The sequence below is a fragment of the Pseudomonas frigoris genome, assembly GCF_047758635.1.
Taxonomy (GTDB): domain Bacteria; phylum Pseudomonadota; class Gammaproteobacteria; order Pseudomonadales; family Pseudomonadaceae; genus Aquipseudomonas; species Aquipseudomonas frigoris.
In genome coordinates this window covers 4,528,600-4,550,914 of record NZ_CP180479.1, presented here as the reverse complement: position 1 = coordinate 4,550,914, position 22,315 = coordinate 4,528,600, and the positions used below count along the sequence as shown (strand labels likewise).

Genomic DNA, 22,315 nt, shown 5'->3' with positions numbered 1-22,315 from the left:
TGAACAGCCTCAGTTAACGCCGGTTACGCAAATGGTCACCGACCTCGAATTTGACGATCTCGGCGGTACCCGAACCTTCGAAATGTCGGGAAAGTTCTGCGAGGAACCAACCCATGGCCGAGCGCCCACCCTGCAGGCGGAAGACCACGGTGCAGTACTCCTCGCAAGGTGGGTAGTGTGGTCGAATGGATGGCTGAACGATGATGGGAAACTGATCCAACATCAAAAGACTCCTTGCCAAACACTGTTGGCATCAAGGTCGATCAAACAAAACGTAACTGGTGAGAAATACCGGCTTGGGGATTCGTCTCATCGAACCTCCGCGTATCTGCTCACCCTAGAGATCGCTTCGTGCCACTCCGGAAACAACTCGATGGCCAGAGCTTGCATGGTTTCCAAAGGTGAGGGCGAGCGTCGTTCACGTGATCGGTGCGTTTCGATTCGGTGGACGGGTAGGCCAAAGGAGGCGGCATTGAGATAAGCCACCCGATCTGGAACTACGGTTTCTAGAACTGAGATGTTGGTTGCCCCAGCGAAGGTCTCGCGCAGGCCACGGATGATCATCCGTGTGTCCACCCGAATGGCATTCACTTGGTTCAGTAGCAGTCGCAAGGGTGGCGGTGTAATGCCCAGGAGGCGGAACGGATCGAGTTCGCTGAGCAGCTTCAAGGTGCCGCGGCGCAGTTCGCGGGCGGCGAGCATTTCTGGCGTGATGGGAGAGAGAGCGAGATCTGAGGCTAGTAGGGCCATCTCCAGCAGTACGCTGCGCGCGCCTTGGGTGTCGATCAAAAGCAGGTCGTAACGAGGGCGGAAATTGTCCAGCAAATTGCTCAGCCGTAACCGCCCATCGGGGGCATGCAGCAGTAAGGTGCTCAGTTGGCCTTGATCGTCGTTGGAGAGGATCAAATCGAGCCCTGTGATCACTGTCCTGGAAACAATCTGTGCAGGAGTGGTTAGGTTAAGTGCGATGAACTCGTACGCACCTGCATCAGCCTTTTGGCTCAAGGCGTAATAGCTGGAGAGGGTGGGTTGGCTATCCAGATCGAGCAGCAGGACACGTAGGCCCGCATCTGCCAGCAGACCACCGAGATTCGCAGCCACGGTGGTCTTGCCCACGCCCCCCTTGGTGGAAACCACCGATACCACACGCATGGCATTAGACCTGCTGACCTAAGCGTTCAACGACCCACCGTTCGATCTCCAGCGAGTCCCAGCCTACGGCGCGTAGTCCAATGCGTTTGGCTTGAGGGAATTTACCTTCTTTCATCAAGTTGTAGATGTGCGCACGCTTGAAGCCGGTTTTACGCTCAACTTCGTCGCGTCGCATGATGTGACGTTCGGGTGATTGCTGAGACTGAGATGTGTCATTGGCTGTTTGAGATTGCATGGTCGTCATTCCTTGGCGCTGGATGGCGCATATTGGGAAGAGACCTGAATTCAAAACCAGAAAAGTCTGGAAGTCATTGCATTGCAATCGAAAGGATTGCAATGCAATGAGCTCCGTTAAAGACGAGAGATGCTGCGCCGGGCTGCTGCAAATTTCTCATCGAGAGAGCGTTTGCTCAAACCGGGGAGGCCTGCATAATGAGACGTTATTGAGTCAACAATGGAGGCTTGACTATCGAATACTGAGTTAGGCTTCCCTGATGGTGAGAATCCTAGCAGGGTTTCAAGCAGAGCCCCGATAACGCGTTGGTAGCCTACCTCACTGCGATCACTGAGTTCACCGTGTGCCTCAACTAATATACGTAAATTTTCTCGCTCTAAGCCAATTGCCCTGAGCTCCTCCAATAGCTTCTGGTGGGCAGACTCATTCGCTTTTAGCCGAACCTCGAGAGCATCTCGATCGGCCTGTAAGGTAAGGTAGGTCTCAAAGTTAATTTGTTGATTTACGGTTGGCTGCTCCCCAAAAAGGAATGTCGGCCGCTGGTCGGGATGCTGATGAAACATCCACGATTTGAGATCTGTGTGCCTGACTGTTAGGAAACGGAAGTCGATGGGTGTTCCTGGGGCAACAGTCACGCCGAACAAGCCAAACGGAAGCTCATGGTTGCGCACTGCATCGAAAATTTTTTCGGTGTTGGCATGGAGGCACGGCCATTGAGGGAAAATCGAGCCCAGCTGCGCTGGACACTCCCAGGCCGCTTCAAGAATTTGAGTCTCGTAAGCCATAAGGTCACACCAGCGTATGGCCGCATCAATAGGGCGGTAATACACCTTCTCTAGAGGGTTCCAGCTTTGGTTTGCGTACATACTAGCGGCCTCATGGCTGAGGGAACAGTTCCGCTAGGCATGTTTCAAAGGCTTGTATTGGCCTGAGCTTCCGTGCGGTGGCTGTTCTTGATTCCAATTGAAATATTGGGAAATTAAAGGCCTTTCGTGAAGGTGGTTCGTAGCTCATACCCAAGCTAGGAAAATGTCAATGGACTATGTGACGGTCTATTCACGAAGCTTGCAGCGTCACTTTCGTTACGATACGTCGCCTGCAGAGGTTAGTCAGAGCATAAGCAAACGGGGTGGTCCGTGGCTTGTACGTGGGTGGTTGGCGGTTTGAGTAGTGGGAGTTTGGCACCTCATCTCTACGGGTGCAGCCAGGAGCAGACCGGTTATTGCCGGTCCTGCCCGAAGCAGAAAATCATTGGGCCGTGACTGACCTCAAATCCGCTCAATAACGGCTGCAATGCCCTGTCCTCCGCCAATGCACATCGTTACCAGCGCATAGCGTCCGCCTGTGCGGTGCAGCTCAGGAGTAGCCTTGATCGTAATGATTGCCCCGGTGGCACCAACAGGATGTCCAAGCGAAATTCCGGAGCCATTGGGGTTGACCTTGGCCGGGTCGAAGTCCAGTTGTTGAGCTACGGCACAGGCCTGCGCAGCAAAAGCCTCGTTTGACTCAATGACATCAATGTCTTGAATGCCCAGCCCGGCACGCTTCAGCACCATACGTGTGGCAGGAACGGGGCCGATGCGCATGTAATCCGGTTCAACGCCGGCATGCGCATAAGCCACCAAGCGGGCAATGGGTTGAAGGTTGTGCTGCTTGATAGCGTTGGCATCAGCCAGAACGAGCGGGGGTGCGGCAAAAAACTTGGACTGGTTATGCCGCGAGACCCAGGCTCTCACGATACTCAACGGGACTGAGAGCGCCGAGAGAAATCTTGATTCGTTTCTCGTTGTACCAGCGAATGTATGAATCCAGGGCCTGAATGAACTGCTCGATGCTCGTTGATTGCCAGTTGCGAGGATAGAACAGTTCCGTTTTCAGCCGGCCGAAGAAGCCTTCACAAGCCGCGTTGTCAGGCGAGCATCCCTTGCGCGACATCGAACGAATCAGCTTCGCATCAGCGATGCGCGATAACCAGCCGGGCCAGCGGTAGTGGGCGCCGCGATCGGAGTGAACGACAGGCCGTTTGCTGTTGCGGGCCACCGTTTCGACGGCGGCATCCAGCATCGTGTTCACAAGCCCAGCGTCCGGGCGCGTGCCGATCAACCAACTGATGACCTTTCCATCGAAGCAGTCGATCATGGGGGACAGGTACACTTTGCCAGCCGGGATCTGGAACTCCGTGATGTCAGTGAGCCACTTCTCATTCGGAGCAACAGCCGTGAAGTCGCGGTTGACGAGGTTTTCCGGCGCTGGACTGATCTCCCCGAGGTAGGAACCGTATCGACGCCGTTTCGGCTTGACGACGACCAGGCATTCCTGCTTCATCAAGCGCTGCACCACCTTCTCTGACAGACGCACACGCTGCCTGCTCAGCGAAGCCCGCATCCGGCGGTAGCCATAGCAGCAATGATTGCGCTCGAAGATGTCCGCCATGGCACGACGCACTTCGGTGTATTTTTCCGCGACCTGCATTCGGGCTCGATTAACAACAACGTCTGTTGAGCCGGTTGGAGAGGACGTGCTCAAAGCCAGGCGTGCTTCAGACGTGCGCCGAAAACTAATTGGAAGGCTGATAGATGAGTGGCCTGTTCAGGTCGGGCCTGACGCCCATGCGTCGCTTCACGCACATCTGGCCCAGCAGATCAGCGACTACGAAATTGCTGACCTAGTGGAAGGCGTGTCTTGGCTAAAGCACCGAGAGGACATTGTGCTAACTCCTCGATTCCAGTTAGGGGTGATTGAGGACGACAGGCAGAAGTTGACCTATTACAAGTTGAGGATCGAGGAGCAGGGCAGTGAGACAACAGCTTAGCCAAGCCATCTACAAAGAGTTGATGTCGGGGAAGGTGATCAACAAAGACACCTACGAGAATGGTGAAATAAAACCCAACCCGCTCTTCGAAGAGATGCTCAATAACTACGATCAGAGCTACAAGCCCTTGTACTTGAACATCGGGTTTGAGTTGGTGATGCGGAATGGCTTTATCTACATCCGTTCAGTCGAGCGCGATGAGGAGTACAGCGAGGTGGTCAGGAAAATACAGGTTCTACTGCTGATCCTTGCTCGCGGACTGCATGAACAGGGGTACCAGCTTGATATTCTGCGCGACGGGGAAGCTGGTGTGTCTGATGGGATCATGGAGGAGATCGGGAAGGGAGAAGACAAACAAGATGTCATGTCTGCCAGCAACATGAAAGGGGAGGCTCTTGCATCTGCAGTTAGGAAAAATCTCGAGCAGCGTGGGATCGCCTACAGGAATGCAAAAGGCAATCTGGTACTGACTCATGCTGGATTAGCGTTCTTTGACGACGTATTTAAGTACAGTAATGCTGAACCAGGTGCAGTTATGGTGGCTTGAGTTTCCGGCTTTATCAATTGGTAGATGGTTTCTTTACCCTCCATCACATCCTCGACATAGATTGTTGGCGCCTACGCCGAATTGCCCCAGTTGCTGAGATTTCACTGACCCAGTCTGACTCCTCGCGAATCCTTGTCTGTGCTGGATTTTTGAAGGTTTGGAGATGGGGCAGTCTTGCCTCGGCACGTGGGTCAATTCAGCGTCGGCGTGAACAATCAGAGCGTGAATCCAGCCGCTTGATCGTACGTAAATGCCGGATGTAGCTGACAAGGACAGTTCGCGCGTCCGTCTGCCGGTTTCGCAGGTAACGCCCGTAACTTTCAGTTTTCGACGTATTGAGCGCGTTTCATACAGCCTGGACTCATTGCGGAGGTTATGAGTTCCAAGCTCATCTGCGCATCGATGGCAATTGGCCCTATCATGCATTCATTGTGTGACTGCCCGATTGAATGTGGCTAAGTGGTTTGGATAGGACAAGGAGAGCGGAAGGTGTCAGGCAAGAGTCAATTGGGATGGGTGGACTTTTCGAGCGAAGACCGGGACCGCGTCAAACACGCTCTCAAGCAGCTGTCGGAGCCGGGGACGCTGGATGAGCTGGGCATAGGAGGGTTGCGCGATGGGTTTGCGGATCTGATGTTTCCAGGCTTTTCCACGCTGCAGACTCGAGCCAAGTATTTCGTCACTGTGCCGCGGATCATCCGCGATTATCTGCACTTGAGCCCGTCGCAGCAGCGTAAGCAGCCGGCTGCGGATTACTTGGAGGAACAGGAAGCACGGTTGTCAGAGGTGCTCAGAGAAAAGCATCAGGACGGAACCCAGACCGGCATTTCTGGATCTTCTTTGAGCAAAGGTGAGCGTGTCGCTCGACAGCCTTCGTCGATCTATTGGGTAGGCCTGAGGACCTGGAAGCTTGTCGATACTGGGGGCTCGCTCCGGCAATTTCTGCAGGCAATCGGATCGTCAGAAGCGTTTCATGGAAGCATCTATGGCGATGAAGGGGACGACAGTGATGCACACAACGTTGTCCGCAGTGTGTACCTAGATCGCTTTGTGCCTGATTGGCTGGACAAGGTCAAAATCACGCTGACGGCTTCCGAGGCACGTTTTTTAAGTGAAAAGTTCAAAGCCGGCCCCGAACTGAGCCTGCCTTGCCTACTGGAAATACAGGGGCTGCGCGAGCAGGCCCTCACCAAGACTGAGTTCCCAGCGCTGGCGGCTTGGGCCGCCGATCAGCCGTCGCTGCCTGGCCGGACCCGCGAATACGTGGCGATGGCGCAAGCGTTCAGTGAGCTGATCTACGGTGCTCACTTGCGATTCAACATAATCCTTGTCCGTAACGACTATCGCGAACATGACGCTCTGCTGGAGGACTTTGCCGAGCTTTGGGATGCATGGCGCACGCAGACTCACGCGACGCCCGCCGACATCTTCCGCTGGCTTGAACAGACTCAAGTTACGCTGGCCAGTCACACGACTCTGTTTCTAACCCGATGGGCTGAAGGTTTAATCCAGGGGGCATCGGATGTCGAACTGGATAAGCTGGTGGAACATCAGGCGCGGGCAAACAAGAAGGAGCGGAGTGTGCTGAATAAACAGCTGCCCGAAGGGTTCGCTTGGCTAGGGATGGCGCGGCTGGATTATCGCTGGAGGCAGGTTCGAACCGTGCTGAAAGATATTCAGGAGGGCGTGGCATGCTGAATCCGCACGCTGATCGCCTGGACTATGGCGACAAACTCAAAGCCCCGGAAGGGTTCACGTTAAGCCATGCCATCGCGACGACCTACACCCTAGATCTTGAGACGCTCTTGTGTCTGCCGTTGGCGCTGTCGTTCAACTGCCCGCCGGAGGGCGATTTACAGACCGATAAGCTGGCGCTGCTGGAAGCGATCAGCCAGTTGAAGGGCAAGGTGAAGGTTTTCTTTCAGCAGGGCTGCATCAAACTTCCGCGCCACTTCAACCTGCTGTTTTCGTTGCTCGAACCGTTATTGGCGCCCCAGGTTCCCGGCGATGCGTTCAGCTCGTTCCACCCCAAGTTCTGGCTGTTGCGATTCACCAGTCCGACGAAGGCGGTGCGGTACCGGTTGTTGGTGCTGTCGCGGAATCTGACGTTCGACCGCAGTTGGGACCTTGCAGTCGCTCTGGAAGGGGAACCCACGAGCGCACGCAGTGAAGACAACGATGGACTTGTGGCACTGCTGAAGGCGCTGGCCGCCGGTGCGGAGGACCTGCGTGCCGGACTGGAGCTTTTTGTCAAGGAGCTGCCTCGGGTGGCCTGGGACAAGCCTGCCGGATTCAACGCGCTGAAGACCTTGCCTGAAAAGCCAGGGAAGTTGCCGCTGTCATTGGGTACCGCTGCCAGCACGGTAATGGTGATGTCACCGTTTCTCCATCACGAAGCGCTCGACCTGGTCAAACAGGCTGGTGCGCGGCACTGGCTGTTCAGCCGCGCAGAAGAGCTCGACCGTATGGGTGAATGCCAGCTGCAGGATTGGGAGTGCTTCGCGCTCAATCCTTGCCTGATCGAGGGCGAGGATGAGCTCACCGCAGCCCGTCCCCAGAATCTGCATGCCAAGCTGGTGCTGCTGCAGGAGGGCGCCGTCAGTCATTGGCATATCGGTTCGGCGAATGTCACCAAGGCAGCCCTTGGCGCTTTGGGAGCGGCGCCGCGCAATACCGACTTCATGCTGCGACTGTCGAGCAAAAGTGGCCAGCAGTCCGTCGACCAGCTCCGCGCAGAACTGGTAGGACGTGAGCAAGAGCCGACAGGTATTTTCATCCCTCATCGTTTCAGCCCAGCGTCGATCACGGATGATCATCAGACGGAAGCGTGGATGCGCAGACTCCAGCACAACCTGATCCAGGCAGACTGGTGTCTGCAGGCCCGTGCCGAGGCCAACGGGACTTACACCTGTGTCATTGAATGCCCGCCGCCACTCCTGGAGCAACATGGCGATTGGGTGATCGAGGTGCAGCCGCTGGTCAGAGGCAAGCCGCTGAGTCTGGCTTCTCGTATGGTTTGGGAAGACCTGAATCTGACCCAGGTCAGTGCATTCGTTATTCTCAGAGTGATACCGGTGTCATCACCTCCCGTCGAACTGATGATCAAGGTCCGTCTTGAAATCGATGGTGGCGATACGCGAGAGCAGAAAATCACGACGACGCTGATTGATAGCCCGCACAAGCTGCTGGCTTATATTCAGATGCTGTTGCATCCAGGCCACGCGTATACGGCGGATACCGGCATGACGAGGGAGGGCGGTCCCGGGGCGGACGCTGATACCGACTTCAGCCAGATGTTCGGCGGGCCGCTGCACGAGGCTCTCTTGCGTTGTGCTGCCCGACAGCCTGAAAAGCTGCAGCGCATCGACGCCATTCTGGCCCGGCTCAGCGACACTGAACATCTGGTCCCTTCTGAGCTGTCTGTCTTATGGGCGCAGTACCAGCAGCTTGCATGGAAGAAGAAAGCATGACTCGATTTGTATCGGATCGCGACAACGTCGATCTAGCCCTGCAGATGACTTGGAGCAGGCTCAAGGATTTCCAGCGTGCGACAGTCGAGCGTATTGCCGAACAGTTCAAAGACCCGCAGCACAGCCGTCGGGTGCTGGTTGCCGACGAAGTCGGGTTAGGAAAGACCGTCGTAGCGAAAGGACTGATCGTGTCGATGCTGCGCGACTGGCATCGACGCGAACCGCTGCGTGTCACCTATATCTGTTCCAACTTGAGTCTGGCCGCTGAGAACCTGGCCAAGCTTGCCGTGTTTCCAGCAGGCAGCGGCTGGATTCGACAGCCGTCTTACGCACGCCTCGCACAAGTCGCGGTGTGCCAGCCCGAGCAGCACAGTGCATTGCTGGAAATTTGCACCCTGACGCCAGCCACATCGTTTTCGCTGACCCAGGGAACAGGAAACCGGCAGGAGAGGGGCATCATCCTTGCGGCGTTGCTTCAGCACCCGCAGCTTCGAGGTTTTCGCCACAGTTTGACGGCGCTGTTCCAGGACCGAGTGCAATGCGCTGACAGCTGGCAGGCGGAGCGGGATCAGATAGAACAGCAAGGACTGGTGAAGGAGATCGTTGCCAGCTTTCACGCAGCGATCACTTTCGTGTCGAACGACGCGACGCCCTCATTGCTGGAACGACTGCGCAGCACTGCCTGTCTGCGTGCGGAACGTCACCGTGGCGTCAAACGCGAGCTGATGCGCGATTTGCGCGTGACGTTCGCCCGATGCTGCGCTACGCATCTCCGGGCGGATCTGTTCATTCTCGACGAGTTTCAGCGCTTCGAAAGCCTGCTCGATCTGCAGGAAAACGAACAGTCCCTGATCGCGCGGGAGATATTCAGTCGCGAGCGCGAGAGCAATGTCTTGATGCTCTCGGCCACTCCGTTCAAAGCCATGAGCACCGTGGATGACGATGAGAACGATGACGGCCATCTGGAGAAACTCAAGCAGATCCTCGCGTTTTTGAATCTGTCGCCACTCGATGCTTACGAACCTGCACGCAAGAAACTGCAGGCTGCGCTGCTGTGTCTGCGACGCGACTGCATCGATGGCGAAGCGCTGGACGATGCGCCTCGCCGAGAAGTGGAGCGATTGCTTCGCCCACTGATTTGCCGCACGGAGCGAAGCCAGATCGCTCGGGATGTGGACAGCCTGGTCGACGGGATACCCCCGCAAGACTTGCCACAATTGCGCGCCGATGATATCCGCACTTATATCGAGCTGGACCGGCTGGCGCTCGTTCTGGAAGCTGACAGCTCACTGCGCGTCTCCAGTCAGATCATGAGTTTTTTCAAGTCGGCAGCCTGGCCGCTGTCGTTCAGTACCGGTTACAAAGTGCAAGAAGTGCTGCAACGCCGCTTCGAGCGATCTCCGGCGCTGTTCAAGCAGTTGACCGCCAACAAAAACCTCTGGTTATCGCGCGAGCGGATCCGCAAGTTCACGCTGGATGTCGCCCGCGAGGCACCCAATCCGCAGGTTCGCTGGTTAGCCAGTCACTTGTTTGGAGACGGGCGTAAAGCCGGTCCGGAAATGCTGCTTTGGCTACCGCCTAGTTGGCCGCACTATAGACTCAGAGGCTTTTTTGCCGGTCACGAGCAACTCAGCAAGACGTTACTGTTTTCCTCCTGGACGATGGTGCCGAGGATGGTGGGCGGGCTGATGAGCTACGAGGCGGAACGGCGAGTCCAGCAGCATCTCACGGACAAATCGGAGTACTTCAACAAGCGCCGTGCCGGTGTCAGCGAAGACGACCAGAACCGTCATCTGCAACAACGTCGCGCGGTGATCAAACTCGACAGCGGGGACGTTGCCAACTGGTCGCTGATTTATCCTGCCCGCTGCCTGACTGACATTCCGATAGCGCGTACTTCAGTCCCACTGGAGAGCCGCCTTGACGAACTCATCCGGCACTTCACAAGGAGTCTAGCGTCATTGCGCGTCCGCAATCAGGGCGCTCAGAACAGCCACTACTGGTATCTGTTTGCCCCGATGCTGCTGGATCAGGCGCACGAGGGATGGACCGCCACATGGTTCGAAGCCATGTCGGACGTCGGCAATCTCTCCGACGGAGCGCGGTTGCGCGTTCGCGAAATATCCCGTCGTTTCAACCAACTGGATGAACTGGGCGCAATGCCTGAAGACCTTCCTCAGTACTTTGCCAGGCTGGCTGTGGGATCGCCGGCGGTGTGCGCCTACCGCGTGCTGCGGCAGCTGTATCCCGGTCCTTGCCTGATAGGAGCCGCCAGTCGGGTCGCTCTGGGATTTGTCAGTCTATTCAACAGCGTCACGGGCAGTGCGATCGCCCGGCGGCTCGACCCGCTGCATCCTTGGCGAGGCATCGTGAGGTACTGCGCCGATGGCGGCATTCAGGCGATGCTTGAGGAGTACTGTTACCTACTTGCACCCGACAAGTTGCTGGATGATGTGGTGACTACGCTCGAAAGCGTTCTTCGCACGACACCGTCGAATGTGAAAGTCTGGAAGGTTGACAGGGAAAAAGACGACACTCACCTGAGATGTCATTATGCCGTGCAACTGGGCGCTCAGAAAACCACGGATGAAGCGGGCCAGACACGAATCATCAATATACGTGAAAGCTTCAATTCGCCGTTTCGGCCGTTCGTTCTCGCATCAACTTCCATTGGTCAGGAAGGCCTGGATTTTCATTGGTACTGCAGCGAAGTCGTGCATTGGAATTTGCCGAATAACCCGATAGATCTGGAACAGCGGGAAGGGCGGGTCAATCGCTACCAGTCGCTGGTGGTCCGGCGTCGCGTGGTGCAAGCGGTGGCGGAGTACGACAGCGCGCCCGAAAACTGGAAGGCGTTGTTTACATCTGTCGAAAGCCCCACCTGGGGAACTGATCTGGTGCCCTATTGGCATTATCCCGAAGGTGAGGCGAAGATCCGCCGCTTGATTCCGAGACTTGCCTTCAGCGAAGAAGCACGCCGCTATCCGAACATGCAAAAAGTCCTATCGCTTTACCGTCTAGCATTCGGTCAACCAGGGCAAAGCGAGCTGCTAGAGCACTTGAAGAACTTGAATCTGGATGACGAAGCGCTTGAGCACATAAAAAGTCAGTTGTTGATCCGGTTAGCGCCCGTTCTGTACCGGAGGGAGCGGTCACGTACTTGATGCCTGGGCTGTGGCAGGAGGGACTGGGCGTGCCGCGAAACACTGATACAAACACTAGTTCCCTGCGCAGAACATCGACAAAAACAGCCCGACCGGAGGATTGTTGCTTCACGTAACGGCGGCGAAGTTCGCCGACCTTTTGGCGCTGTACCGGCTAGAGAATATTTTCGGTGGAGCCGGGCTGCCGATGGCACGCCCTACACTGGCACAGTGAGTTGGACAACGGTTCCACTTCTCACGGGGTCGTCAATCGCTGATGACGACTCAACACTAAAGACGCCAACTTAAGACGGCGGTAAATAACTATTCCCGGTATATGCAGGAAACGACAACATCGACTCGGTCGGTGTGTGCTCGTAGGTTGCGGACAAGACTTCACTGAGACGATCGCCCAACAGATTCCAGGCACGTTTCTTCTCTTCGGCATAGTCGTGATGCAGGTAGTGTCGTCTCACCCGCGAACCGGCCAGTACATGGTTTTGGCAGCGGTCGATGACGTCCAGGCTGACCCCCAAGGCCTGCATCATGGTCGCGCCCGTGCGGCGCAGGTCATGCGGCGTCCAGTCGCCGTTTTGGCCGTCGGCCAGGACCAGGGTATCGTCGTGACGCCGTCGTGAGAGGGCCTTGCGGTTTTTGAACCGGGCCTGGCGATCGCCAACCTGTTTACTCGCCACCTTTACGTCTACATGCCCATCATCCTGCTTGTTCGGAAAGCACCACTGGGAGTCCCCCGTCAGGGTCTTGAGCTCCTGAAAGAAATGCAGGGCGAAGGGCGAGAGGAAGACATGGTGGTCCTGTTTCTTGCCCCGGGTGCCTTTGACATTTTCGCTGGGGAGGAACCAGGTCTGCTGGTCCAGATCGACATTCTTCCATTCTGCCTGTAGCAACTCGCCAATCCGGCACAGCGTGCCCAGGCTGATCCAGAGCGCGAGCTGCGTTTCCTTCTTTAGCGGCCGAATACCGTCGTATTTTTGGCCCGCGGGGAGGGCGTCGTAATCGGCGGTCATTTGCTGGAAGCGGTTGTGCAATTCCAACAGCTCAGTCGGGGAAAGGATCCTGCTTCTTTCAGCTTCGTAGTCGACAGGGATCAATGGGGAGATGTCGACCAGTTCAGTCGGATCACCCTCAACCAGTAACGCCCGCCAAGGTTGGCGCTTTCTAGCCCAGCTGAACATCTGGGTGAGGTCGGCGAAGAAGCTGATGGCTTGCCGGTGAGCGCCGCGGTTGACCACGGCCCGGATCAGCGCCCGAACATCGTGTTCGGAAACATTGTTCACCGCTGTCTTGCCAAGTGCTGGCAAAAGGTCCTTGTTAAAGCGTCGTTGCAACTCGGCATTGCCGTCTTTACGCGCCACGCCATCCAACAGCCAGGCCTTGACCAGATCCTTGACGGTCAGCGTTTGCACCTTCGTTGTTTTTACTTGTTCGGCCTCTACGTTAGCAGCGGCGTATGCCTGTGCCTTGGCGGTTTTCTTTTGCTCGTTGGGATTGATCTGCTCATCAATGAGCGTCCTGGCCTGGTTACGCGCCTTGCGGATGTCCGTCAGGGATTTGCGCGGCCAGGTTCCGCAGGCGTACTCTTTGTTCTGGTCGCCCCAGCGATAACGATAGAAAAAGTTAACCGACAAACCGTCCTTGCGGACTGAAATTCGACCGGCGAGATTGCCATCCTCCCGGAGAATGCGGCCGGCATCGTTGGCGGTCAGCGACTCGAGCTCTTTGATGGTGATTTTGGCCATGAAACAGACTCCCCCTACTTTTACCCCCACAAAAACGTCGGCTCTTGATGGACGTTACTGGACTCTCGTAGAGCAGAACACCGCTGGAGCTCAAGTAAATACTAGCTTAGAAAAATCCAGAGTAAAATTTTGAAGTCTTTCAAGAAGTATGAAAAAGGAGATGGGGTGCTAGGGGTCGAGTGTTCGAATCACTCCGTCCCGATCATACAAATCAAGGGGTTACGAGATTTTATCTTGCGACCCCTTTTTATTTTATGTCGTTTTTACCCCCACAAATCGGCTGGCTCTTGGTGGAATCTTGCCGGTGCCATGGGTTGATTTCTTGCTGCTGTCCTCCCGTGATAATCCACGTCGAGCGCGTTCAGCGGTTTGTTTCAATGCATGTAACTTCACGGCTTGGCAATTGCCGTGCAAACTAAACACTGGTGTGTCAGTCAGGTGGGTTGTTGACGTGTGCATGATCGTGCACATATAGTCAGTGGCATGACCAATCGAACTTCAAACCGAGCCCGAGCAATTGATGCCGCAATCGATTCTCTCGATGGAGCCTTCTTCAAAGCTCTCTGCGAGCCGTCGCGGGTAGCGGTGCTCAAGCGAGTCATGCAACTGGGGCGTGCGGATATCGGCGAGATCGCTGAAGGATTACCTCAAGAGCGTTCAGTGGTGTCCCGTCATCTGCAAGTGCTATTAGAGGCGGGCATTGTCCGCGCTACCAAGGTCAGTAGGCAGATGTTCTACGAGGTGGATGGGCCGGCGGTGGTGGCACGGCTCGAAGCCATGCTTCAGCACATGAAAAGTCTGGCTCCGTTTTGCTGCCCTGGTGTATCTGAGTAGTTTTTTTATCATTTCAATATATGCATGAGTGCGCATACATGAACGTAATTAATTAGCCCATGGATGTCATCGTTATTGGTGCGGGCCAAGCTGGGCTTGCATGCGGTTGGCATCTGCGGCAGCAGCATCTCAGGTTTCTCATTCTGGATGCCGAGAGCAAGCCAGGTGGAAACTGGCGCAACTACTACGACAGCCTGAGACTTTTTTCACCTGCTGCTTACTCATCGCTACCTGGGATGCCTTTTCCAGCTGAAGCGAAGCACTATCCATTACGCGATGAAGTCGTGCGTTATCTGGAGCAGTACGCGGAAGCTTTCCAGCTACCCATTCGGCAGAACATCCGAGTCGAGCAGGTGTGGAGGGAGGATGGAGTATTCCGACTTCAGGCCTCCGATGGTCAGCGTTTCAGCTCAAAAGCATTGGTCGTTTGCACAGGCGGATTCAGTCAGCCATTCATCCCTGACATTCAGGGGCTGGAGTGTTTTCGCGGACAGCGTTTACACAGCGCCAATTACCGAAATGTCGAGGACTTCAGTGGTCAGCAAGTGGTGGTGGTAGGTGCTGCCAACTCAGCTGTGCAAATTGCCTATGAGTTGGCTCAAGTCAGCAGCGTCGTGTTGGCAACAAGGGAACCGATTCGGTTTTTCCCGCAAAAGATTTTCGGTGTGGATTTTCATGCCTGGCTCAGATGGACGGGGTTGGAGAAAACCCGCTGGCTGGATGACCAAAGTACTCCCGTACTGGATCATGGCACCTATCGTCGAGCCATGAAGCAGGGACTTTTTGATCACAAGCCTATGTTCTCGGAAGTAACGTCAACGGGCGTGATCTGGGCCGATGGGCAGCACACTGAAGTGGACAGTCTGGTTTTCGCCACCGGATTTCGTCCGAACCTTGGTTTTTTGGCAGGTCTGCAGGTGGCGGGCAATGAAAGCCTGGTCCAATGCAATGGACAGGCGGAGCACGTACCGGGTCTGTATTTTGTGGGATTACCGAAGCAGCGTAACTTTGCTTCCGCCACCCTCAGAGGCGTTGGGTCAGATGCTTCTCACATCATTCCCAGCTTGATGCGCTTCATTCACGAAGCATCGTACCCAGTGTTCGCTTAATGCCGGATATCGACATTTTTCTGCTCAACACTGCGTTTACCAGAACATCGTCATTATTTGCTTTTCTGCGTAACCGGCAGGCGCCAAGTGGCGATGAAGCACAACAGCAGAAGCCCGCACATCACTCTAAGCAGTACCGATGCTCCAAAGCTTTCTAAAACGAATGCTGCGGCGATAGGGCCGCAGGCTTGGGCGGCAAGGACGGGTCTTGCGAGCAATCCCATTCGTGCGCCATACCCTTGAGGTCCAAACAGCGCCAGTGGAAGAGTGCCGCGAGCAATGGTGAAGATGCCGTTACCAGCTCCGTACAGTGCAATCGCCACGAAGGCCAGCCACGGCAGGCCTGAGATCAGCAGTCCAAGTCCGATCAAACACAGCAACACACCGGCTCGTGCGGACCAAGTTGGGTGGAGATTTCTGCCTACCGAAAACTCTGCCACCCGCGCCGCGACTTGCGAGGGACCAATCACCATGCCGATGGCCAAGGCCACAGCGGTCGCGATTCCCAATTGCTTGAGGACATTGAGCAGGTGTACTGAGATACCTGATACCACCAGCGCCAGAATCGTCAGCATGGCGCCAATCAACAAGAACAGATGATTTGTAGCCTTGGGGCGAGGCGCTGATGCATTGGGCGATTCGATTATGACGGGGTGGGGCGGTTGTTTTGTGCTTCCGGGAATCAACAGTGAGTGGATGGGCAGCCCAATCAAGAGATGAGCCGCAGCGAGAGCCAAGCAGGCGTTTCTCCAGCCGATCCAACTTTCCAGCCCTGCGATCACCGGCCAACCTATGGTACTGGCGAACCCGCCTAGCAGGGTCAGGCCGGTAATTGACGTTCGGGCCTGCTCACCAAAAAGTCGTCCCAAGGTTGAAAAGGCTGCGTCGTATAAACCCGCTGCCATGGCAACGCCGATCAGGGTCCAAGCGACATAGTAAGTAGCAACGTTGCCCGCAAGCCCCATCAGTAGCATGCCGAGAGCAAGCAGCAGTGAACTGGCGGCAAGGACAGAGCGCCCGCCATGGCGATCAATCTGGCGGCCAACGGCTGGCGAGGAGGCTCCGGCTACCAGCAACCCCCAGGACAGACCGCCCACCACACTGGTGATGGACCATCCCGTCTCTTTGGCTATCGGAGACGCAAGGACTGCGGGCAAGTAGTAGGTCGAACCCCAGGCGAGAATCTGCGTGAAACCCATCGCCCATACGAGCCTGGAGCGATTGATGGGTGGATGAATCTGCTCTGGAAGTGTCACGACCGGCGCGCCCATTTTTGTTGTCAGTGACAACAAGCTAGCGCCTTCCTTTGGCTATCGTCAACCGAGAGATCGGTGTTGACGATTTTTGGAAATCAGGATTACTGTTGCAGCTAACAACTAATTTGTGACGGTTATGACGAAGCGTAAAAACGATCAGCTGACTCAGGATTCCGAGGAATTGTATGAGGCGCTGAACCAGCTGGTTCGCGTCTATCAGTTCCGTGATCGTGATCGGATCTGCTGTTACGACGTATCAGTAACCCAATGCTATGCCGTCGAGACGCTGGTCAAAAGGGGCGCGCTGCGCCTTCAGGTCTTGGCGGAAGAAATGTTCTTGGACAAGAGCACGGCGAGTCGAGTGATCGATACCTTGGAACGCAAAGGGTATGTGTCCCGCGTTGAAGATGATGAAGATCGGCGTGCGGTACGAATCCAGGCAACGGATGCTGGACGTGAGCTATATGCGAAAATCAGAGCTGATCTGATTGCTGAGGAGCGAGCGATGATTGAGAACCTGTCAGCTGAAGCAAGGCAGGGAGCGCTGAGTCTGCTGAGGCAGATTACGCGAGCCACGGAGATTCGCTGCGGGCTCATGAGTGAGTGCTGCCCAGTCGTGAAGAGCAAGGATTGAAAGGGAGGAATTTCCCTTTTTTTGCCAATAATGTTGTTACTACCAACGTAATGGGGCTCCAACAATGCGAGTTCGTTTAGCTGAACCCAGCGACACTGTTTCAATAGCTGCCATCTACAACCAGGGGATCGAGGAGCGTAGCTCTACGTTTGAAACGACTCCTCGAAGCCCGGCAGACATGCTTGATCGCATCAACTCAATGGAGCGCTATCCAGTGTTGGTCATAGTCGATGAGACGGATCAGGTTGTTGGATGGGCAGGACTCAGTAGTTATCGCGCTCGTACCTGTTACGACGGCATTGCGGATTTTTCCATTTACCTGGATCGCAGTGTTCGCGGCCAAGGGCTAGGGAAGCAGTTACTTAAGTCACTGCTGGTAGAAGCCGAAGCTCGCGGATTCTGGAAAGTCCTTTCACGCATTTTTACCTTCAATCACTCCAGCCTCGCATTGTGCGAAGCCTGCGGTTTCCGCCAAGTGGGGGTGTATGAAAAACACGCCTGCCTAGAGGGACGTTGGCTCGACTGCGCGATTGTCGAGCGCCTGTTTCCGGTCAATCAGCCAGTCTGAAGTAGGAGTCGATCATGGAAAACAACCACCTTCCCGTCGCCATCATTGGAGCAGGCCCAGTGGGCCTCGCCGCAGCTGTCCATTTGCTGGCCAGAGGTATCACTCCGCTGATTCTGGAAGCTGGCCCTAAAGCTGGGTCCAGTATTGAAGAGTGGGCGCACGTGAAGATGTTCTCGCCGTGGCAGTTCAATGTGGACAAGGAGGCAGCAAAACTTCTGCTGGCCGATGGTTGGACTCCACCACCCGAGAACGAGTATCCAACGGGGCGTGAACTGCTGAATCGGTTTGTTCGACCTCTCGCAGGCCTCGAACAGATCAAGCGTCATTTGCAGCTGAAAACCCGTGTTCTGGCAGCCACTCGCGTCGGTCAGGATGTGATGAAGACCCAGGGCAGATCGGCAGCTCCTTTTTTACTGCGTGTCGCAGGGCCAACGGGTGAACAAGATGTGCTGGCCAGTGCTGTCATTGATGCCTCGGGCACCTACCTGACACCAAACTGGATGGGCGCCCATGGCATCCCAGCCTTGGGCGAGATCGAGCATGTAGAACACATCGCGTATGGCATTCCGGAGGTACTGGGCCGTGCCCGGAATCGCTATGCCAACAAAAGAGTGTTGGTGGTGGGTGGTGGTCACTCCGCTTTTAACGCTCTCCAGGATCTGGTGCGACTGACTCAGGAGGCGCCGCAAACCAAAGTGCTCTGGGCTATCCGGGGTAATTCTCTTGAGCGCATTCTGGGTGGCGGTGCGAATGACCAATTGGAAGAGCGCGGAAAGCTCGGCCTGAAGATTCGCCAGTTGCTGAATGACGGCGTGATCGAGTTGTTCAAAAACGTCGCCATCGATCAAGTCACAGGCAATGGCCAAGGGCTGGTCGTGAAGGCGGGAGAGCGGATACTCCCACCAGTGGACGAACTCATCGTGGCGACTGGATTTCGCCCAGACCTGAGCTTGCTCAGCGAGCTACGTGTCGCACTTGAACCCGCGACCCAAAGCGCAGTGTTGCTCTCACCAATGATTGATCCCAACGAACACAGCTGCGGTACGGTCAGGCCTCATGGCGCGGTAGAGCTGGCCCATCCTGAGGAAGGCTTGTTCATTGTGGGGATGAAGAGCTATGGCCGGGCGCCTACGTTCTTGTTGATGACGGGGTATGAGCAGGTACGGTCTGTTGTCGCGGCATTGGCGGGCGATTGGGATGCGGCCAAAAGGGTTGAGCTGGTCCTCCCGGAGACTGGCATTTGCAACTCGGATTTCGATGAAGTCGATGATCGTTTGAAGGCTTCGGCAAGCCAGACGTCTTGTTGTGGCACCGGAGAGACAATCCTTGAGGCCGCACCTCGTACCTCGCCGGGTTGTTGCAAAGCCTAGTGCGCAGTCACCGACCCCGCCCTTGATGACCGGGGCGGGTTAGGGGCGACCTTCTTATTTCTTCTGCATGTCCAGGTAGTCCTTGAACCAAGGAGCGACCTATTTCTGCGTGAGTGACAGACTCATTACAAAAACCATATATATGAAGCCGCAGATATTTGAAGAGACCCGGAAAGTGATTTACATGGCTAACGCCGTAATACAGGGCTTTCATTGAAGGTGGTCGGCGGAGCCCAATCGTTTTTATGGATTAATGGGTCGTTTGCTCTTTACCTTGTATTCGGAAACTCATATATTCGTTAAACCGCATATGAGCTGAGGCTTCACAATGACCAGCAAAGCCCGTGTCCTGTTCGTCTGTACCGCCAACGCTGCACGCTCTCAGTTGGCCCAGGCGTTGCTGAGGCATACTGATTCGGAGCATTTCGAGGCGTTCAGCGCCGGTACAACTCCGACTCAGGTGGATCCGCGCACCTTTGAGGCGCTTTCACACATTGGTGTGAGCACCGAAGGATTACGTAGCAAGTCGATAGACGAGTTCCGTGGTGAGCGTTTCGATTACGTCATCACCTTGTGTGATAAAGCCGCAGCGGAATGCCTGTCTTTACCTGGAGCCGGTGAGGCATTGGCCTGGAGTTTTGAGGACCCGGTCACCAGCACCAAACCCGATGCCTTCCGTCACACCCTTCACGAAATTCATGAGCGCATCAAGATGTTCGTCTTGGTCAAAAACAAACACTGAGAAAACGATATGGCTGACCATCTGACACCGACCACTGTTTTCAAATGCCTGGCTGACGACACTCGGGTCCGCACGATGATGCTCATCACCCGTGAAGGAGAGCTTTGTGTTTGCGAACTGACCTGCGCGTTGAATGAGAGTCAGCCAAAAGTCTCCAGGCACCTGGCGCAACTGCGGAGTTGCGGCCTGTTGTCGGACCGTCGACAAGGCCAATGGGTGTATTACCGACTGCATCCAAATCTCCCAGATTGGGTCCATCAAGTACTGACCACTGTGCTCGAAAGCAACAAGCATTGGTTGAGCCCTGACGCCAAACGCCTTGATGAAATGGGCGACCGTCCTGAACGGGCACTGGCCTGCTGTGAAAGCTAAATCGCCTGATTCCGCCTTCGACTACGAGATCGCTCGATGAAAATCCTGTTCCTCTGTACTGCCAATAGCTGTCGCAGCACCCTCTGTGAAGCGGTCTTCAATCACTTGGCACCGCAAGGCATGAAAGCCTACAGCGCGGGCAGTCAGCCCAAAGGTGAAGTGCATCCGCTGAGTCTCAAGACTTTGGAAAACGCTGGTATGTCGACGCTCGGGCTGTTCAGTAAGTCCAGCGATGTCCATGTGAACTTGGCTCCTGATTTCGTCATCACGGTGTGCGACAAGGCAGCCGGTGAAGCCTGCCCGGTATTTTTCGGACCGGCCACCAAGGCCCACTGGGGGCTGGCTGACCCTTCGGAATACCACGGAACTCAGGAAGAGATTGAGGCGGCTTTTGAAGCCACCTTGGAGCAGATCAAAACCCGTATTGAAGCCTTCCTGGCTTTACCGCTTTCCCAATTGAGTGCCGAACAGCTCAAGGCAGAGCTGGCCCTGATTGGCACGCTGTAACCACAGGAGCAATGATCATGAGTAAAAGCCGCCTCTCCTTCCTGGACCGTTACCTGACGCTATGGATTTTTCTCGCCATGGCCTTAGGCATCGGTTTGGGAAGCCTGTTTGAAGGCTGGCCGCAGTGGCTCAACAGTCTTTCTGTGGGCACAACCAACATCCCCATCGCTATCGGCTTGATCGTGATGATGTATCCGCCTCTGGCCAAGGTTCGTTATGAGGAACTGCCGGAAGTCTTCAAGGACAAGCGCATCCTAGTTTTGTCTTTGGTCCAGAACTGGGTCATCGGCCCGGTGTTGATGTTCGCGCTGGCGATCATCTTCTTGCGGGACCAGCCGGAATACATGACGGGCCTGATCCTGATCGGCTTGGCTCGTTGCATCGCGATGGTGCTGGTCTGGAATCAGATCGCGGGTGGCAACAATCAGTACGTCGCCGGGCTGGTGGCGTTCAACAGCATCTTCCAGATCCTGTTTTTCAGCGTGTATGCCTGGATCTTTCTGGGGCTATTGCCGCCGCTGTTCGGGCTGGAAGGCAGTGTGATTGAGACCAGCTTTGTCAGCATTGCCGAGTCGGTTCTGATCTACCTGGGTGTGCCATTCCTGGCAGGCTTCCTGACCCGCAGGATCCTCATCGCCCGTAAAGGTGAGGCTTGGTTTCAGGACCGCTTCATTCCAAAAATCAGCCCGCTGACGCTGGTGGCACTGCTGTTGACCATCGTGGCCATGTTCAGTCTCAAGGGTGACGTGGTGCTGCAATTGCCGCTGGGTGTATTGCGTATTGCAATCCCGCTGACAATCTACTTCGTGGTGATGTTTTTCATCAGCTTCTGGATGGGCAAGCTGCTCAAGGCTGACTATCCGCGCACCACCGCACTGGCTTTTACAGCCGCAAGCAACAACTTCGAACTGGCGATTGCCGTCGCCATTGCCACCTTCGGCCTGGCTTCCCCGGTCGCTTTCGCCACGGTGATTGGCCCGTTGGTGGAAGTGCCGGTCCTGATTTCTCTGGTCGGTGTGGCCCTCTGGTTGAAACGGCGATGGTTCGATGAATCCAAGAGCGCCGTTGCGCAGGACAAAGACTATGTTTGATGACCCTATCCCCCAACTCGATACCGAACTGGTTGATCTCCCATCGACAGACAAACTCGGTATCGAAAAGACTTCCATCCACAAGCCGCGCATTTTGCTGCTGTACGGATCGACCCGTGAGCGCTCCTTCAGTCGCCTGTTGGTAGAGGAAGCCGCTCGCCTGCTGGAGCACTTCGGCGCAGAGGCGCGGATCTTCAATCCGTCAGGTCTGCCACTGCCAGATGACGCACCCGACGATCATCCACGTGTGAAGGAACTGCGCGATCTGATGCTGTGGTCCGAGGGGCAGGTCTGGTGTTCTCCAGAACGTCACGGTTCCATGAGCGCGGTCTTCAAGGCTCAGATCGACTGGGTGCCACTGGCGATGGGCGCGGTACGCCCGACCCAGGGCAAAACCCTCGCCGTCATGCAGGTGTGCGGTGGCTCGCAGTCGTTCAACGTGGTCAATCAGCTGCGAGTGCTGGGACGTTGGATGCGCATGTTCACCATCCCCAACCAATCCTCCGTGCCGAAGGCCTATATGGAATTCGACGACAACGGTCGGATGAAGCCTTCTCCCTTCTACGACCGTGTCGTTGATGTGATGGAAGAGTTGGTGAAATTCACGCTGCTGCTTCGCGACCGCCAGGACTATCTGGTGGATCGTTATTCCGAGCGCAAGGAGTCGGCGGAAGAACTCATGAAACGTGTCAATCAGGGCTCCATCTGAGGAT

General features: G+C 55.7%; 20 protein-coding genes and 2 pseudogenes. 14 read left to right on the top strand and 8 right to left on the bottom strand.

The window, feature by feature from the left end; all coding sequences use genetic code 11:
* Positions 1-13 precede the first annotated feature (13 nt).
* The 6 genes and pseudogenes from ACMXYH_RS20780 to ACMXYH_RS20755 form a co-directional block, all read right to left on the bottom strand.
* Entirely contained in the window at positions 14-223 is a 210-nt protein-coding gene (locus tag ACMXYH_RS20780) for a hypothetical protein (protein ID WP_415764764.1), read from the bottom strand.
* 86 nt (positions 224-309) lie between these two features.
* Complete coding sequence (locus ACMXYH_RS20775; protein WP_415764763.1) at positions 310-1,152, bottom strand: ParA family protein; 843 nt, start codon at positions 1,150-1,152, stop codon at positions 310-312.
* A gap of 4 nt (positions 1,153-1,156) precedes the next feature.
* Complete coding sequence (locus ACMXYH_RS20770; RefSeq protein WP_415764762.1) at positions 1,157-1,387, bottom strand: AlpA family phage regulatory protein; 231 nt, start codon at positions 1,385-1,387, stop codon at positions 1,157-1,159.
* Between the two features lie 116 nt (positions 1,388-1,503).
* Positions 1,504-2,172 carry a hypothetical protein gene (locus tag ACMXYH_RS20765; protein ID WP_415764761.1) on the bottom strand — a complete coding sequence of 223 codons (669 nt, stop codon included), beginning with the start codon at positions 2,170-2,172 and terminating at the stop codon, positions 1,504-1,506.
* Positions 2,173-2,655: 483 nt separating this feature from the next.
* Positions 2,656-3,078: pseudogene (locus ACMXYH_RS20760) on the bottom strand (acetyl-CoA C-acyltransferase); the annotation flags it as partial.
* A 19-nt stretch (positions 3,079-3,097) separates the two neighbouring features.
* Positions 3,098-3,871 (bottom strand): annotated as a pseudogene (locus tag ACMXYH_RS20755) (IS3 family transposase); the annotation flags it as partial.
* 311 nt (positions 3,872-4,182) lie between these two features.
* On the opposite strand from ACMXYH_RS20755, the gene ACMXYH_RS20750 reads away from it, so the two are divergent.
* The 4 genes from ACMXYH_RS20750 (at position 4,183) to ACMXYH_RS20735 (ending at position 11,380) form a co-directional block, all read left to right on the top strand.
* A complete protein-coding gene (locus tag ACMXYH_RS20750) occupies positions 4,183-4,746 on the top strand; it encodes a condensin complex protein MksE (RefSeq protein ID WP_024678242.1) in 564 nt (187 codons plus the stop codon).
* A gap of 489 nt (positions 4,747-5,235) precedes the next feature.
* Entirely contained in the window at positions 5,236-6,444 is a 1,209-nt protein-coding gene (locus tag ACMXYH_RS20745; RefSeq protein ID WP_415764759.1) for a DUF6361 family protein, read from the top strand.
* A complete protein-coding gene (locus tag ACMXYH_RS20740) occupies positions 6,438-8,216 on the top strand; it encodes a hypothetical protein (protein ID WP_415764758.1) in 1,779 nt (592 codons plus the stop codon). Before ACMXYH_RS20745 ends, ACMXYH_RS20740 begins: the two co-directional genes overlap by 7 nt.
* Entirely contained in the window at positions 8,198-11,380 is a 3,183-nt protein-coding gene (locus ACMXYH_RS20735) for a helicase-related protein (protein WP_415764757.1), read from the top strand. The genes ACMXYH_RS20740 and ACMXYH_RS20735 overlap by 19 nt, the downstream gene beginning before the upstream one ends.
* Positions 11,381-11,664: 284 nt before the next feature.
* Here ACMXYH_RS20735 and ACMXYH_RS20730 read toward each other — a convergent pair whose 3' ends face one another.
* Positions 11,665-13,119 carry a tyrosine-type recombinase/integrase gene (locus tag ACMXYH_RS20730; RefSeq protein ID WP_415764756.1) on the bottom strand — a complete coding sequence of 485 codons (1,455 nt, stop codon included), beginning with the start codon at positions 13,117-13,119 and terminating at the stop codon, positions 11,665-11,667.
* A gap of 483 nt (positions 13,120-13,602) precedes the next feature.
* Here ACMXYH_RS20730 and ACMXYH_RS20725 point away from each other — a divergent pair, with 483 nt between their 5' ends.
* Complete coding sequence (locus tag ACMXYH_RS20725) at positions 13,603-13,953, top strand: ArsR/SmtB family transcription factor (RefSeq protein WP_415764755.1); 351 nt, start codon at positions 13,603-13,605, stop codon at positions 13,951-13,953.
* Between the two features lie 59 nt (positions 13,954-14,012).
* Positions 14,013-15,062, top strand: a complete 1,050-nt coding sequence (locus ACMXYH_RS20720; RefSeq protein WP_415764754.1) for a flavin-containing monooxygenase — start codon at positions 14,013-14,015, stop codon at positions 15,060-15,062.
* A gap of 53 nt (positions 15,063-15,115) precedes the next feature.
* Here the strand turns inward: ACMXYH_RS20720 and ACMXYH_RS20715 are convergent, their stop codons facing one another.
* Positions 15,116-16,354: an MFS transporter gene (locus ACMXYH_RS20715; protein ID WP_415764753.1), complete on the bottom strand. Its 1,239-nt coding sequence runs from the start codon at positions 16,352-16,354 to the stop codon at positions 15,116-15,118.
* A gap of 100 nt (positions 16,355-16,454) precedes the next feature.
* On the opposite strand from ACMXYH_RS20715, the gene ACMXYH_RS20710 reads away from it, so the two are divergent.
* The 8 genes from ACMXYH_RS20710 (at position 16,455) to arsH (ending at position 22,311) form a co-directional block, all read left to right on the top strand.
* Entirely contained in the window at positions 16,455-16,952 is a 498-nt protein-coding gene (locus ACMXYH_RS20710) for a MarR family winged helix-turn-helix transcriptional regulator (protein ID WP_415764752.1), read from the top strand.
* 64 nt (positions 16,953-17,016) lie between these two features.
* A complete protein-coding gene (locus ACMXYH_RS20705; protein ID WP_415764751.1) occupies positions 17,017-17,520 on the top strand; it encodes an arsinothricin resistance N-acetyltransferase ArsN1 family A in 504 nt (167 codons plus the stop codon).
* Between the two features lie 14 nt (positions 17,521-17,534).
* On the top strand, positions 17,535-18,890 hold the full coding sequence (locus ACMXYH_RS20700; protein ID WP_415764749.1) for an FAD-dependent oxidoreductase: 1,356 nt from the start codon (positions 17,535-17,537) through the stop codon (positions 18,888-18,890).
* Positions 18,891-19,218: 328 nt separating this feature from the next.
* Complete coding sequence (locus ACMXYH_RS20695; protein ID WP_046056646.1) at positions 19,219-19,632, top strand: arsenate reductase ArsC; 414 nt, start codon at positions 19,219-19,221, stop codon at positions 19,630-19,632.
* A 9-nt stretch (positions 19,633-19,641) separates the two neighbouring features.
* The gene (locus ACMXYH_RS20690; protein ID WP_030131004.1) at positions 19,642-20,004 is read left to right on the top strand and encodes a metalloregulator ArsR/SmtB family transcription factor; all 363 of its coding nucleotides are present in this window, start codon (positions 19,642-19,644) and stop codon (positions 20,002-20,004) included.
* Positions 20,005-20,040: 36 nt separating this feature from the next.
* Positions 20,041-20,511: an arsenate reductase ArsC gene (locus ACMXYH_RS20685; protein WP_415764748.1), complete on the top strand. Its 471-nt coding sequence runs from the start codon at positions 20,041-20,043 to the stop codon at positions 20,509-20,511.
* Positions 20,512-20,528: 17 nt separating this feature from the next.
* On the top strand, positions 20,529-21,602 hold the full coding sequence (gene arsB / locus ACMXYH_RS20680; RefSeq protein ID WP_415764747.1) for an ACR3 family arsenite efflux transporter: 1,074 nt from the start codon (positions 20,529-20,531) through the stop codon (positions 21,600-21,602).
* Positions 21,595-22,311, top strand: a complete 717-nt coding sequence (arsH, locus tag ACMXYH_RS20675; protein ID WP_415764746.1) for an arsenical resistance protein ArsH — start codon at positions 21,595-21,597, stop codon at positions 22,309-22,311. The genes arsB and arsH overlap by 8 nt, the downstream gene beginning before the upstream one ends.
* Positions 22,312-22,315: the final 4 nt, after the last annotated feature.